Consider the following 13,607-nt stretch of genomic DNA (forward strand, 5'->3'; position numbering starts at 1 on the left):
CCAATTGAACGGCTTCGTTCTATTTCTTGGATAGTAACCCGGCGATCGCCACGAAATCACCCACGCTCAGCGTTTCGGCGCGGCGGGCGGGATCGATGCCCAGCGTGTCGAGCGCGTCGAGTGCACCGGGAAGGCCCTTGAGCGACTGGCGCAGCATCTTGCGCCGCTGGCCAAAGGCAGCCTCGGTCACGCGTTCCAGCATGCGTGCGGAAACCCCTTCGGGCATGGCGGCAGGCGTCACGTGGACCACGGCCGACATCACCTTGGGCGGCGGGGTGAACGCGCTGCGGTGCACTTTCATGGCAATGCGGGCGGATGCGCGCCATTGCGAGAGGATCGCCAGCCGGCCGATGGCATCGCTGCCGGTGGCCGCGACAATGCGTTCGGCCACTTCCAGCTGGAACATGAGCGTGAGCGAAAGCCAGGCCGGCGGCCAGTCCTGGCCCGAAAGCCAGCCTGTGAACAGCGCGGTGCCAACGTTGTAGGGCAAGTTGGCGACCACGTGCCAGGGGCCGTCGAACAAGGTTGCAGGATCGATCTTGGTGGCGTCCCCCTCGATCACGCGGAGCTGGCCGGGAAAGGCCTCTGCCAGTTCGGCCAGCGCCGGCAGGCAGCGCTTGTCCATCTCGATCGCGGTGACGTTCGCGCCGGCGCGCAGCAGGGCGCGGGTCAGCCCGCCGGGGCCGGGGCCGACCTCCAGCACGTTGGCGCCCTTGAGCTTGCCCGGAATGGCCGCGATCCGCGCCAGCAGCTGTTCATCGAACAGGAAGTTCTGGCCCAGTGCCTTGGACGCGAGCAACCCGTGCCGGTTGACCACATCGCGCAAGGGGGGAAGATCGGGCAGGCTGCTCATGCCAGAGCGGTGGCGCGCCGCACCGCGCATTCGCCGGCCAGGCGAATGGCCGCGATCATCGCGCCGGGGCGGGCCTGGCGCGTGCCGGCAATGCCGAAGGCAGTGCCGTGATCGGGCGAAGTGCGGATGATCGGCAGGCCCAGCGTGACATTCACGCCATCATCGAAATCGAGCACTTTCAACGGGATCAGCGCCTGATCGTGATACATGCAGATGGCCACGTCATAGGTGCTGCGCGCCTGGGCGTGGAACATCGTATCGGCCGGCAGCGGGCCGCGCGCGGCAATCCCGGCGGCCTGGAGCGCGGCGACGGCGGGCGCGATAAAGCTTTGGTCCTCGTGCCCCATGCGCCCGTCTTCCCCGGCGTGGGGGTTGAGGCCGGCCACGGCCAGGCGCGGATCGGCAATGCCGAAATCGCGCACCAGCGCCCGCGCGGCGATCGCGCTGCGCCGGGTGATCAGTTCGGCGGTGATCAGGCCCGGCACGGCATGGAGCGGCACATGGACGGTGATCGGCACCACCTTGAGCGAGGGGCCAGCGAGCATCATCACCGCATCTTCATCGGCCACGCCGCTGGCCTGGCCAACGAATTCGGTTTGCCCTGGATGGTTGAAGCCCACGCTGGCGAGCCGGCTCTTGGACACCGGCGCGGTGACCAGGGCCGAAGTTTCACCCGCAATGGTCAATTGCGTCGCAGCGTCGAGCGAATGGAGCGCGAGCAGCGCGCCCTGGTCGGTCGGCTGGCCGGGGGTGTATTCCGCATCGCCCAGATCGAGCACGGGCAGGGCGCGGTCGAACGTGGCGACCGCTTCTTCCAGGCTGCCCACCGGGCGCACCGGCACATCAAGCCCGCGATGCCGCGCCGCTTCATCGATCACGCGGCGGCTGCCCACGGCCACGAAAGGCTCCAGCTTGGCCATGCCGCGCAGGATCCACGAGGCCGCGATCAGTTCGGGGCCGATGCCGGCGGGATCACCCTGTGAAATGGCAATGGGGTTCATGGGCTTTGCGTTATCGGGCTTTGCGGGTGGGGGGTAGTGGGTGATGTTGCGGGTTCGGGTGGGTTTTGGATTTTTTGGGCCGGGTTGGGATTTGCTTCTCACCACCCCCAACCCCCGTCTCTAAAGCGGAGGGTGTGGGGGGTGGTGGAGGCCATGCTCCAACAAATCAGTTATACTCGATCACCGCATCGCGGCGCAGGTCGCGCAGGTAGGTTTGCGCGCGCTTGTTCACGCGGTCGTCTTCCATCTGCGACTGCATTTCTTCAAAGCTCGGGCCGTCGGCCACCTTGGGATCGTCGCGGCCGCACAGCATCAGCACGCGCACGCCGTCTTCGATCGAACCGAACGGCGGGGTGACTTCACCGATCGACAGCTTGAGCATCGAATCCTGCAGCGCGGCGGGCAGGTCGCGCGCCTTGACCTGGTCGTTGGTGACGACCGAGGCGCCGATGCTGGCGGCCGCCGCATCGGCCTGGCCGCAGCCATGGATGCCCTTGACCGTGCTGGCAAAGGTGGCGGCCTTGGCGGCGGCGTCCTTTTCCGTGGTGCCCTTGGGGAAGGTGAGCGAGATCTGCTTGAGGCTGAGCACCGCGTCGCGCGGGTCTGCGGTCAGCACCTGGCGCTTGTCGATCAGGTAGAGGATCGAATAGCCGCCGGGAATCTCGACCGGCCCGGCGAGCTGGCCGGGCTGCATCGAAGCGGCCACGGTCGAAAGATCCTGCGGCAACTGGCCCAGGCGAATCCAGCCCAGGTCACCGCCCACCGCCGCCGTGGAGGCTTCGGAATACTGGCGGGCATAGGCGACGAAGCTGCCGCCCTTCTTCAACTGTTCCACGATCTGGTTGGCGTTGGCCATGACCTGGGCACGGTTGGTGTCGTTGGCGGAGAGATAGATTTCGCCGATGCGGTATTCCTCAGTGCCCTTGGCAGCCTTGAGGCGATCCATCATTTCCTTCACTTCGCCGTCGGACACATTAATGAACGGCTGGACGTTGCGACGCAGCAGGCGCTGCCACGACAGCTCGCCGCGGATCTGCCGCTTGAGCGAGGCGGGCGAAGAGCCGATCGAGACGAGATACTTGTCGAGTGCAGCCGGGTTCTGGCCGAAGTTCTGCTGGGCAACGCGCTCGTAGGTCTGGTTGACCTCGTCGTCGTCCACGTCGACCCCGGCCGACTTGGCTTCCTGGATCTGCAGCGTCTCGTCGATCAGGTTACGTAGCACTTGCAGGCGCAGGCGTTCCTGTTCCTCGGCCGAAACCTTGCCGCCGTTGGCATTGACGATCAACGCGAGGCGCTGGTCGATATCGGTTCCGGTGAGGATTTCGCCATTCACGATCGCGGTGGCGCGGCGCACGTTGGGATCGCTCTTGCCGAAGATCTGCACGTTGGCCGGAATGTTGAGCTGGCCCGAAGCATCGGGCACGCCGCCCTGGGTGCGGGTGTCACCGGCCTGGGCCCCACCGGCCTGAGCTTGCGCGACGCTGCCGGCCACCGGCAGGGCTGCCGTTGCGACCAGGCCCAGTGCCAGCGTGGCCCGGCCAGCCAGATGGCGCATCCGATAAAGTGGCAGCCGGTTGATGGACTTCATGGCGATCCGAACTTCCTGTCAGGCATGCAGCATGCAAAACTTGGCAGCATGCGAAATATTGCGTCGATCCGGCGTGCAGTGACCCGGCTTAACCCACGCTGAGTGGCGGCAAGCGGGCGGGAATGCAACGCCGGAATTGGTCGTGCAGGGGAAAACTTTGCAACAAACGTGGCTCGTGGCGGGATTCTGCCGACCGGGTTTTGCGCTCTGCCCTCAACCCGCGCGCACTTGGGTCATCGCCTGCTCATAGCGGCTGTTGATCTCTTGCCCGCGATAGCGCGAGTATTCGCATCGCGCCAACGCTTCGGCCGGCGGGAAGATCACCGGGCTGTTGCGATAGTCATCGGGCATCAGCGCCAGCGCCGCCTGGTTGGGCGTGGGATAGCGGATGGTGCGGGCAATGTCGGCTCCGGCCTGCGCGCCCAGCACGAAATCGATGAAGGCATAGGCCAGATCGGGATTGGGCGCGTTGTGCGGGATGCACAGGCTGTCGCTGGCGATGATGCCGCCTTCGCGCGGGACCACGAAAGACAGGTCGGGATCATCGCGCATCACTTGGGCGATATCGCCGTTGTATTCGATCACCAGGTCCACGTCTCCGCCCAGCAGCAGGTCCTGCCCGTTATCGTCATGGAACGCGGCGATATTGGGCTTTTGCTTCAAGAGCAAGGCCTTGACCTGGGCAATCACGGCAGGATCGTTGGTGTTGGCAGGGTGGCCCAGGTATTTGGCGCCGATCTCGAACAGCTCGCTCGCCTCGGCCAGCAGCGCGATGCGGCCCTTGTAGCGATCGGAATCGAGCACCCACTTCCAGCTGTCGGGCACGCCATCGACTTTGGATTTGCGATAGCCGATGCCGGTGACGATCCAGGTATAGGGCACCGAAAAGCGCCGGCCGGGATCGAACGGCGGATTGGTGAACTGGGGCGCGATGTTCTTGAGATTGGGAATTTTCGCGTGATCGAGCGGAGCCAGCATATTGGCCGCGGTCATGCGTTCGACGAAATCGTTGGACGGCACGATCACGTCATAGCCCTGGTTGCCGCTGCGCAGCTTGGCAAACAGCTCGTCATTGTTGGCAAACAGGCTGATGTTGACGCCCGCGCCCGCCGCCTTGGTGAAATCGGCGACGGTGTTCTTCCCGATATAGGTATCCCAGGTATAGAGATTGAGCGCGCGCGAGGGCTTCCCGCGCGAACAGGCGGCGAGCGCCCCGGTGAAGGACAGGCCAATGCCGGCAAGGCCAGCCTGGCGCAGGAACATGCGGCGGGAATGGGCCATCTTCGTTCAATTCCTGAAGGCAAGTGCAATCCGCGGGCCGGGATGGCCGCAGATCAGGCCTTGAGCAAGAGGTGATCGCGTTCCCACGAGGAGATCACCTCGTCATAAGCGGCCAGTTCGTTGAGCTTGATTTCGTAGAACGCCTTGATGAACTGCTCGCCCAGCAAGTCGATCACCGGCTGGCAATCGATCATCTGCTTGAGCGCGGCATCGAGGTTGCGCGGCAGGGTGCGTTCCTCGTCATAGGCGTTGCGGGCCATCAGCGGCAGTGGTTCGATCTTTTCCTGCAGGCCGATATACCCGCAGGCCAGCGTGGCGGCGATGGCGATATAGGGATTGGCATCGGCACCGGGCAGGCGGTTTTCGATGCGCGTGTTGTTGGGCGAACTGACCGGAATGCGCAAGCCGCAGCTGCGGTTGTCCAGCCCCCATTGCACATTGATCGGCGCGCTGTGGGCGGGGCGGATGCGGCGGAAGGAATTGACGTTGGGCGCGAACAGCGGGACCACTTGCGGAAGGTAGCGCTGCAGCCCGCCCACGAACCAGCGGAATTCCTGCGTCAGCCCTGCTTGCGTGCCGAAGAGGTTGGCGCCGTCCTGGTCCACCGCCGAGATGTGCAGGTGCATCGCGCTGCCCGGCTGGCTTTCCATCGGCTTGGCCATGAAGGTGGCATAGACGCCGTGCTTCAAGGCCACCTGGCGCACGATGCGCTTGAAGATCACCACCTGGTCGCACAGCGCCACGGGATCGCCGTGATTGAAGTTGATTTCGAGCTGCGCGGTACCGCCTTCGTGGATCATCGTATCGAGTTGCAGCGAGGCGATTTCCGAATTGTCGTAGATTTCCTCGATGATGTCTTCGTATTCGGTTACCGATTCCAGGCCATAGGGCTGGGGCGAGCTTTCCGCGCGGCCCGAACGCCCGCGCGGCGGCTGGATCGGCAGATCGGGATCGGAATTGACCTCGGTCAGGTAGAATTCCAGTTCCGGGGCCACCACCATCTGCCAGCCCATGTCGGCATATTTGGCCAGCATGCGTTTGAGCACGTGGCGCGGCGCCACTTCGAACGGGCGGCCATCGCGGTGCAGGGCATCGGCCACGACGAAGGCGGTGGGGGTGCGAAAGCCCGGCGCCACGCAGATCGAATGGATATCGGGCAGCAGGGTCACATCGGGATCGCGATAGAGGAAATCATCCTCGTCGGTATCGGCATAGTCCCCGGTGATGGTGACGGAAAAGACCGAGGACGGCAGGCGCAGGCTCATGTTGCCGACCGAGGCGATGAACTTGTCGGCCGGCCAGACCTTGCCGCGCACCACGCCGTTGATATCGGGGACGAGGCATTCCACCTCGCTGATGCGTTTTTCGCGGATCCATTCGGCAAAGGCTGAAGACATGGGCGATTCTGGCATGGGATCACTCGTGTGAAGAGAATGGGGTCAAAGGCGGTCGCGTAAGGCAAAGAAAGTCATGGCAGCGGCCATCGTCGGCCAGCGCAGCCACGTGCCCCCAGGAAAGCGCGGCGTGGGCAGCCGCTGCACCAGGTCCAGCGCCGGAGAGGGATACCCGGCCATGGCCGCGCCGATTTCCGACCCCAGCCACGGTGCGAGCACCACGCCCAGTCCGGAAAATCCACTGAGCGACCACAGCCCCGGTGCCACCTGCGCGGCATAGGGCAGGCGATGCGGGGTGATGGAAAGCGTTCCGCCCCAGGCGTGGTCGATCGGCACATCGGCCAGTTGTGGAAACACGCGCAGCATGTGCGGCCGCACGAACGCGGCCATGTCGGCCGGCAGGCGATAGGAATAGCGCTCTCCCCCACCGAACAGCAAGCGGCGATCGGGGGTGAGGCGGAAGTAATAGACGACGAAGCGCGAATCCGACACCGCATGCCCGCCGCCGATCAGCGCGGCGGCACGCGCGGGCGGCAGCGGGGCCGTGGTCGCGATGAAATTGTTGATCGGCAGCACATGCGCATCGACCTTGGGCACCAGCCCCTGGGCATAGCCGCCGGTGGCCACCAGCACGCGGGCCGCGCGCACCGTGCCGCCCGGCGTGGCGATGCGCCAGCCTTCCCCTTCGCGAACGATGCCGGTGCAGCGGCTGTGCGGATGGATCACCGCACCCGCAGCCTGGGCAGCGCGGGCCATGGCCAGGGCCAGCTTGAGCGGGTGGAGATGCCCACCAGCCAGATCGAGGCTGCCGCCGAAATAGGCGTCGCTCGCCACCAGCGCGCGGATGTCGTCCTGGCCGAGCGGGGTGAGCGCGGCGTGGCCATAGGCCTCGCGCATGAAGCGCACCTGATCGTGCGTTTCGCGCACGAGGCCGGGCTTGTGATCGGCATGGATCAAGCCGGGACGGAAATCGCAAGCGTCGGGATCGTGGGCTATGAGGCGATCGAGGTCGTCGCGCGCGGCGCGGGCCATGGACCACATCGCCCTGGCCCCATCCTTGCCCAGGTGGCGCGCCAGCCAGTGCTGGTCCTGGTTCCAGCCCAGGTGCACCTGGCCGCCGTTGCGGCCCGATGCGCCCCAGCCCAGAGGCCCGCTTTCCAGCAGGACGACCGATCGCCCGGCTTCCGCCAGCCGCAATGCGGCACCCAGACCTGTGTAGCCCCCGCCAATGATGCAGGCATCGGCCTGCACATCCCGATCCAGCACGCGGCCGTCAAAAGGCGCGGAGATCGTGGCGGCGTAATAGGAAGGCGGATAGGCCCGCACATCCTCGCCGGTTGGTCCTGCCCGCTCGATGGATCGAGGCGTTAACATTGCCGTCGGTTCTACCCCATGCCCGGAGGGGCGACAAGCGAGCGGGCTGGGGGTTTGGTTGTCAGGGTGGTGTATGGAATGCACCGTTTCGGGGCGAGATTGCTTGGGGTTTCCACCACTCCCAACCATCCTTACGACGAGGAGGGGCTGCTCACGTGGAGTCAGGGGCCGGGATCGCCCAGCGTCGCGCCGTCCCAATGCTCGTCGGCCTTGCCATCGACAAAGCGCCACATGTCGAACCAGGTGGTGGTATAGGTCTTGGCCGGGTCCTTGGGGTCCTTCTGTGTCCTCACGAAGCTGACCACCACACGGTCACCCTCGGCGGTGACCGAGACGACCGGCGTGGCCATGTGGGCGGGGCAGACCTTTGGCTTTACCTTGAGCACCTGGGTAAAGAAATGCACGACGGTGTCGCGGCCCGACGGCACCATCGGGTTGTGCTGGTGATAGGCGGGCGTCAGGAACAGATCGGCCTTGTTCCATTCACCGCATTCCAGCAGGTCTTTCACGATATGCAGCGCGGCCTGCTTGTTACGGTGGAGCACCGGATCGGGGCTGGTGAACAGGCTTTCGGGATCGGGCGCGGCCACCACGGCTTCCTGGGCGTGGGCGGCGGGGGCAAGCAGCAGCAAAGTGGGCAGCAGCAGGCGTTTCATCGATGTCTCTCCCGTGTCTGGCCGCGACGATAATGCAGGACCGGCCCCTTCGCCAGCCTGCCGCTGGCCCGGGGGCCTAACCCAGCAGCACCACCGGCGCGGTCGGCGTCCAACTCAGCCACACCGGCTCGCCCACGGGCAGGCTGGGCGCCAGGGTGCGTTCGCCATTGGCGCGGGCCACCTTGAACGTGGCGCCGCTGGCGGTTTCCACGTCATAGAGCGTCTCGCTGCCCAGATAGGCCGAGCGGACGATCGTGCCCTCGACCACGTTGGCATCGGGCAGGGCGTCGGGCCCGGCCGGGCGGCCTTCGCTGGTGGGCGTCATCACGATCTTCTCGGGGCGGATGCCGGCCCACACCGGGGTATCGGGCGCGCCGGTCACGCCGTGGCTGACATAGATCGGCACGGCCAGATCGGGCGCGGTGACGGCGGCATGGTCGGGTTCGTCCACGCTCAGGCGGCCTTCGAACATGTTGATCGTGCCGATGAAGTCCGCAACGAAGCGGTTGGCCGGATATTCATAGAGATCGCCCGGTGCGGCCACCTGCTGCAACCGGCCGCGGTTCATCAGCGCGCAGCGGCTGGCCATGGCCAGCGCCTCGTCCTGGTCGTGGGTGACCATCACGAAGGTGACGCCGACATCGTGCTGGATCTGCGCGAGTTCGGCGCGCATCGCATCGCGCAGCTTGGCATCGAGTGCCGAGAGCGGCTCGTCGAGCAGCAAGACCTTGGGCTTCTTCACCAGGGCGCGGGCCAGGGCCACGCGCTGGCGCTGGCCGCCCGAAAGCTGATCGGGCTTGCGATGGCCGAATTCATCGAGCTTCACCAGGCGCAGGGCGTCAGCCACGCGGGCTTCGCGCTCGTCCTTGGCGACGCGGTCGATCTTGAGGCCATAGGCGACGTTTTCGGCAACGGTCAGGTGCGGGAACACGGCGTAGGACTGGAACACCATGTTGACCGGGCGCCGGTTGGGCGGGGTGGTGCTCATGTCCACGCCGTCGATCAGGATGCGCCCTTCGGTGGGCGTTTCAAGGCCCGCCAGCATGCGCAGCAAGGTGGTCTTGCCGCAGCCCGAGGGGCCAAGCAGCGAGAAGAATTCGCCGCGATGAATGTCGAGGCTGACATCGTCCACCGCGATGAACGAGCCGAACCGCTTGGTCACGTTCTCGAATTGGATGAGAGGCTGGGTCATGGGGAATTCCTGTGTGAAATCAGTGGCCCTGCGCCAGGTCGCGGCCCTGGAGCTTCATGCCGATGGCAGTCAGCGCAATGGTGATGAGCATCAGCACGGTGGAAGCGGCGTTGACCTCTGGCGTGACCGAGAAGCGCACCATCGAATAGATCTTGACCGGGAACGTCACCGTGTTGGGCCCCGAAGTGAAGAACGTGATCACGAAATCGTCGAGGCTGAGCGTGAAGGCGAGCAATCCGCCCGAGATCAGCGCCGGGCGCACGTGGGGCAGCAGCACGTCCCACAGCGCGCGCAACTCGCTGGCGCCAAGGTCGCGCGCGGCTTCTTCCATCTCGCGGTTGAAGCTGGCCAGGCGCGCGCGGACCACCACGGCGACGAAGGGGAAGCTGAAGGTGATATGCGCGATGATGATCGCGCCCAGGTCAAACGGCCAGACCAGGTCGCGCGGCCAGGGCACGATCTGGCCGAAGAACACCAGCATCGCCACGCCCATGCAGATTTCGGGCACCACGATCGGCAGCGTCACGGCGCCATCGAACAGGCCCTTGCCGAGAAAGCGGAAGCGCCACAGCGCAATGGCGGTGAGCGCACCGAGCACCACGCTGAACAGCATCGAGATGAACGCGATGGTCAGCGAATTGGTGAAGGCATCGATCAGCGCGGCATCGTTCCACATCGTGCCGTACCAATCGAGGGTGAAGCCCTCCCAGCGGATGGTGCGGCGGCTGTCGTTGAAGCTGAACACCACCAGGCTGGCCAGCGGCACATAGAGGAACAGGATGACCGCCGCCACCCACAGGCGCAGCGGCCAGCGGCGGGCGTATTCGAGCGGGCCGGGCTTTGCGTCGAGCGGTTTTGCCATCAGGCGTCTCCGTGGCGTTGGGCGCGGGTGGCGCGGCGATCCTGGATCGCGCGCACGGCCATCGCCAGAAGCGTGAGATACATCAGCATGAACGAGAGCGCGGCGCCAAACGGCCAGTCATTCGCGCGCTTGAACTGTCGCTCGATCACGCTGGCGATCATCTGGCTGTCGGGCCCGCCCAAAAGGTCTGGAGTAAGGTAGGAGCCGAGCGCGGGAATGAACGTGAGCATGATCGCCGAGAGGATGCCCGGCTTGGCGATCGGCACGATCACCTTGAAGATCGTGGCAATATGCCCGGCGCCCAGGTCGAGGCTGGCCTCGATCAGCGAGCGGTCCATGCGATCAAGCGTGGAATAGAGTGGCAGGATGATGAAGGGCAGGTGGACATAGACCAGGCCCACGATCACCGCGAAATTGGTGTGCAGCATTTCGAACGGGCCAAGGCCGATAAAGCCGAAGGCATCGTTGATATAGCCCTCGGTGCGCATCACCGCCATGAGCGCATAAGTGCGCACCAGCAGGTTGGTCCAGAACGGCAGCATGATGCCGAGCAGCAGCAGGATCTTGCCCCGGTCGGTGGCAAAGGTCATCGCCAGGGCATAGGGAAAGCCGATCACCAGGCACACCGCCGTGGTCACCCCGGCAAAGACCAGCGATTTGGCAAAGATCATCAGGTAGACCGGATCGAACACCCGCACATAGTTATCGAGCGTGCCGGTCACGGCCACTTCGGTGAGCCCCAGGGTGCGGCCAAAGCTGTAGGCCCAGATCACGCTGAGCGGCACCACGAAGAACAGCGTGATCCAGGCAGCCGGCGCGCTCAGCACGGCCAGGAACGCGCCCTTGCTGCTGTTTGATGCGCTGTTCATCGCGGCAAGATCCTCATCGGTGGCAATTTCCCCAAAATCATCGGCGCAAGACCAAAGGTTGCCTCTGGCGCCGCCTGTTCGGCGCCCGAAGCGGTGGTGTGGACATGCCTGCCTGCGTGACGTCTTGTTTATATCGTTGCGGGGTTTTCCCCGTTATCTGCGATCACACTTATGCGCCAGCACGGGCGCGGTCAATCGCAAATCATTCCTGTGCCACGGGGCCAATCTGCCCCTGCGCCAAGGGCCTCGTCAACCACCGCGCAGCACTTGCCCCAGCCGGTTGAAGAACCAGGCCGAAGCCGGGTTGGTATCGGCATCCCATTCCGGGTGCCACTGCACGGCGAGCACCTGGGCCTTGCCCACTTGCGCCGAAAATGCCTCTACCAGCCCATCGGGCGCGATCGCTTCGACGGTAAGGCCCTGGCCGAGCGTGGCCACGCCCTGGTAGTGAACGGTGTTGACGGTGATCGTATCGCCCAGCGCGGACGCGAGAATGCCGCCGGGGGTGAGGCTGACGGGATGCGTGGCGGCAAACATCGCTTCCAGGCTCACCCCGTCGGGCGCGTGGTGGGCAACCGGGCCATCGGTGGGCAGGGTTTGCAACGTGCCGCCAAAGGCCACGTTCAATTCCTGAAACCCCCGGCAGATGCCGAAGACCGGCTTGCCCGCGCGCAGCATGGCATCGCCCAGCGCCAGCGTGGTGGTATCGCGCGCGGGATCGAACGGGCCGTCCCCGCTGCTGGCGCCATAGCGCCAAGGCTCCATGTTGGAGGGGCTGCCCGTGAGCAGCAGCCCATCGAGCCGGCTGGCCAGCGCGGCCCAATCGGTGAGGCCGGGCAGCGCCGGAACCAGCACCACGTCGGCATCGGCATGGGCGGCGGGCGCGCGCAGATAGCGGTCGATCACGCCGTGCACCGGCTCTGCCCCGCCCGGGCGCAGGCAGCACGACACGCCGAGCAGTGGGCGGGTCATGCCGGCAGCACGCCCAGCGAGGACAAGGCAGGGGTGGAGATGGTGACCGATTTCATGTCGGCATACTTGTAAAGCGCATGGAGGCTGCGGTCACGGCCAAAGCCGGATTGCTTGAACCCGCCAAAGGGCATCGTGATGTCGCACGCGTCCCACCCGTTGACCCAGACCAGGCCCGCCCGCAGGCGCCGGGCAAAGGCGTGAGCAATGTCGATCGAGCCGGTCCACAGACCCGAAGCAAGGCCATATGGCGTGTCGTTGGCCAGCGCCAGTGCCTGTTCGGGCGTGTCGAACGGGACCACCGCCAGGACCGGGCCGAACACTTCTTCCTGCGCCAGGCTGCTGGCGTTGCTGACCGCGTCGAACACCGTGGGATCAAGGTAGAAGCCGCCGCTTTCGCTGCGCGCGCGGCCCCCGCCCAGGCGCAGCGTGGCGCCTTCCTGCTGCGCGCGGGCAATGCGGGTGAGCACGCCTTCCAACTGCCTTTCGCTGATCACCGCGCCCAGTTGCGTGGCGGGATCGAGCGGATCGCCGGGGCGGATGGTCTTGGCCACGGCCAGCACTTTCTCCACGAATTCGGCGTGGATCGAGCGCTGCACCAGGAGGCGCGAGCCAGCGGTACAGACCTGGCCGGCATTGTAGAAGATGCCCCAGGCGGCGGCCTGGGCTGCGCGATCGAGATCGGGGCAATCGGCAAAGACGATGTGCGGGCTCTTGCCGCCCAGTTCCAGGCTCACGCGCTTCAGGTTGCTGTCGGCCGAATAGCGCATCAACTGGCGGCCCACCGGCCCCGAGCCGGTGAAGGTGATCATGTCCACGTCGTTGTGCAGTGCGAGGGCCGCGCCGGCATCCTGGCCGGTGCCGGTGACGACATTGAGCACGCCATCGGGAATGCCGGCTTCCAGCGCCAGTTCGGCAAAGCGCAGCGCGGTGAGCGAGGACAGTTCCGAAGGCTTGACCACCATCGAATTGCCCATGGCGATGGCTGGGGCGATTTTCCACATGGCCATCAGCAGCGGGAAGTTCCACGGCACGATCGCGCCGATCACGCCGAGCGGATCGTGCACGGCGTAGGAGAACTTGTCGGGCCCGGTGGGGCCGACCTCGCCATGGATCTTGTCCACCGCTTCGGCATAGAAACGCAAGGTGCCCAGCGCCAGGGGTACGTCGACGCCGCGGGTGTCGCCGATCGGCTTGCCCGAATCGATGGTTTCGAGCACCGCGAATTCTTCCGCCGCCGCTTCCAGTTTGTCGGCCAGGGTGAGCATCAGCTTCTTGCGCTGGGCCGGCTTCATGTCGCGCCACTGGCCGCTTTCGAAGCGGGCCCGGGCGGCGGCGACGGCGCGGTCCACATCCTGGGCATCGCCGGCGGGCAGCGTGCCGATCACCTGGCCGGTGCCGGGGTTGACGGTGTCGAGCGTGGCGCCCGATGCGGCCGGCACGCTGGCGCCGCCGATCACGTGGTGGGCCGGCAGGCGGGTGGGCAGGATGGGGGGCGCACTGGTCATGGCTATGGTCGATCCGGCTTTTGCAATGTGTGATCACTAATAGTGATTGTGGCGCGCCGC

12 protein-coding genes are annotated in these 13,607 nt (G+C 65.7%); all 12 read right to left on the reverse strand.

Annotated elements, in window-relative coordinates:
* Window positions 1-19: 19 nt before the first annotated feature.
* The gene (gene rsmA, locus R9J51_RS08015) at window positions 20-844 is read right to left on the reverse strand and encodes a 16S rRNA (adenine(1518)-N(6)/adenine(1519)-N(6))-dimethyltransferase RsmA (protein WP_169474871.1); all 825 of its coding nucleotides are present in this window, start codon (window positions 842-844) and stop codon (window positions 20-22) included.
* Between the two features lie 5 nt (window positions 845-849).
* Entirely contained in the window at window positions 850-1,854 is a 1,005-nt protein-coding gene (pdxA, locus tag R9J51_RS08020; protein ID WP_179506356.1) for a 4-hydroxythreonine-4-phosphate dehydrogenase PdxA, read from the reverse strand.
* Between the two features lie 166 nt (window positions 1,855-2,020).
* On the reverse strand, window positions 2,021-3,409 hold the full coding sequence (locus R9J51_RS08025) for a peptidylprolyl isomerase (RefSeq protein WP_432787987.1): 1,389 nt from the start codon (window positions 3,407-3,409) through the stop codon (window positions 2,021-2,023).
* Between the two features lie 246 nt (window positions 3,410-3,655).
* On the reverse strand, window positions 3,656-4,723 hold the full coding sequence (locus R9J51_RS08030; RefSeq protein WP_179506358.1) for a polyamine ABC transporter substrate-binding protein: 1,068 nt from the start codon (window positions 4,721-4,723) through the stop codon (window positions 3,656-3,658).
* A gap of 53 nt (window positions 4,724-4,776) precedes the next feature.
* Window positions 4,777-6,135, reverse strand: coding sequence for a glutamine synthetase family protein (locus R9J51_RS08035; RefSeq protein ID WP_248290225.1), 1,359 nt, complete (start codon window positions 6,133-6,135; stop codon window positions 4,777-4,779).
* Window positions 6,136-6,162: 27 nt separating this feature from the next.
* A complete protein-coding gene (locus R9J51_RS08040; protein ID WP_179506359.1) occupies window positions 6,163-7,491 on the reverse strand; it encodes an NAD(P)/FAD-dependent oxidoreductase in 1,329 nt (442 codons plus the stop codon).
* Window positions 7,492-7,652: 161 nt separating this feature from the next.
* A complete protein-coding gene (locus tag R9J51_RS08045; protein WP_168554068.1) occupies window positions 7,653-8,147 on the reverse strand; it encodes a nuclear transport factor 2 family protein in 495 nt (164 codons plus the stop codon).
* A 76-nt stretch (window positions 8,148-8,223) separates the two neighbouring features.
* On the reverse strand, window positions 8,224-9,339 hold the full coding sequence (locus tag R9J51_RS08050) for an ABC transporter ATP-binding protein (RefSeq protein WP_168554069.1): 1,116 nt from the start codon (window positions 9,337-9,339) through the stop codon (window positions 8,224-8,226).
* A gap of 19 nt (window positions 9,340-9,358) precedes the next feature.
* Window positions 9,359-10,201, reverse strand: coding sequence for an ABC transporter permease (locus tag R9J51_RS08055; RefSeq protein WP_179506360.1), 843 nt, complete (start codon window positions 10,199-10,201; stop codon window positions 9,359-9,361).
* Window positions 10,201-11,070: an ABC transporter permease gene (locus R9J51_RS08060; protein WP_179506361.1), complete on the reverse strand. Its 870-nt coding sequence runs from the start codon at window positions 11,068-11,070 to the stop codon at window positions 10,201-10,203. The genes R9J51_RS08055 and R9J51_RS08060 overlap by 1 nt, the downstream gene beginning before the upstream one ends.
* Before the next feature lie 249 nt (window positions 11,071-11,319).
* Window positions 11,320-12,042: a gamma-glutamyl-gamma-aminobutyrate hydrolase family protein gene (locus R9J51_RS08065; RefSeq protein WP_168554072.1), complete on the reverse strand. Its 723-nt coding sequence runs from the start codon at window positions 12,040-12,042 to the stop codon at window positions 11,320-11,322.
* The gene (locus R9J51_RS08070; protein ID WP_168554073.1) at window positions 12,039-13,547 is read right to left on the reverse strand and encodes an aldehyde dehydrogenase; all 1,509 of its coding nucleotides are present in this window, start codon (window positions 13,545-13,547) and stop codon (window positions 12,039-12,041) included. Before R9J51_RS08070 ends, R9J51_RS08065 begins: the two co-directional genes overlap by 4 nt.
* Window positions 13,548-13,607 lie beyond the last annotated feature (60 nt).

Origin of the sequence: Novosphingobium rhizosphaerae (assembly GCF_050920675.1) — a bacterium.
GTDB classification, from domain to species: Bacteria; Pseudomonadota; Alphaproteobacteria; order Sphingomonadales; family Sphingomonadaceae; genus Novosphingobium; species Novosphingobium rhizosphaerae.

What these genes read in the sequence shown, in the direction of transcription:
- R9J51_RS08055 (WP_179506360.1), bottom strand. Translation starts at nt 10,201, where the DNA reads ATGGCAAAACCGCTCGACGCAAAGCCCGGCCCGCTCGAATACGCCCGC.
- R9J51_RS08040 (WP_179506359.1), bottom strand. Translation starts at nt 7,491, where the DNA reads ATGTTAACGCCTCGATCCATCGAGCGGGCAGGACCAACCGGCGAGGAT.
- R9J51_RS08030 (WP_179506358.1), bottom strand. Translation starts at nt 4,723, where the DNA reads ATGGCCCATTCCCGCCGCATGTTCCTGCGCCAGGCTGGCCTTGCCGGC.
- R9J51_RS08060 (WP_179506361.1), bottom strand. Translation starts at nt 11,070, where the DNA reads ATGAACAGCGCATCAAACAGCAGCAAGGGCGCGTTCCTGGCCGTGCTG.
- R9J51_RS08035 (WP_248290225.1), bottom strand. Translation starts at nt 6,135, where the DNA reads ATGCCAGAATCGCCCATGTCTTCAGCCTTTGCCGAATGGATCCGCGAA.
- R9J51_RS08065 (WP_168554072.1), bottom strand. Translation starts at nt 12,042, where the DNA reads ATGACCCGCCCACTGCTCGGCGTGTCGTGCTGCCTGCGCCCGGGCGGG.
- pdxA (WP_179506356.1), bottom strand. Translation starts at nt 1,854, where the DNA reads ATGAACCCCATTGCCATTTCACAGGGTGATCCCGCCGGCATCGGCCCC.
- R9J51_RS08045 (WP_168554068.1), bottom strand. Translation starts at nt 8,147, where the DNA reads ATGAAACGCCTGCTGCTGCCCACTTTGCTGCTGCTTGCCCCCGCCGCC.
- R9J51_RS08025 (WP_432787987.1), bottom strand. Translation starts at nt 3,409, where the DNA reads ATGCGCCATCTGGCTGGCCGGGCCACGCTGGCACTGGGCCTGGTCGCA.
- R9J51_RS08070 (WP_168554073.1), bottom strand. Translation starts at nt 13,547, where the DNA reads ATGACCAGTGCGCCCCCCATCCTGCCCACCCGCCTGCCGGCCCACCAC.
- R9J51_RS08050 (WP_168554069.1), bottom strand. Translation starts at nt 9,339, where the DNA reads ATGACCCAGCCTCTCATCCAATTCGAGAACGTGACCAAGCGGTTCGGC.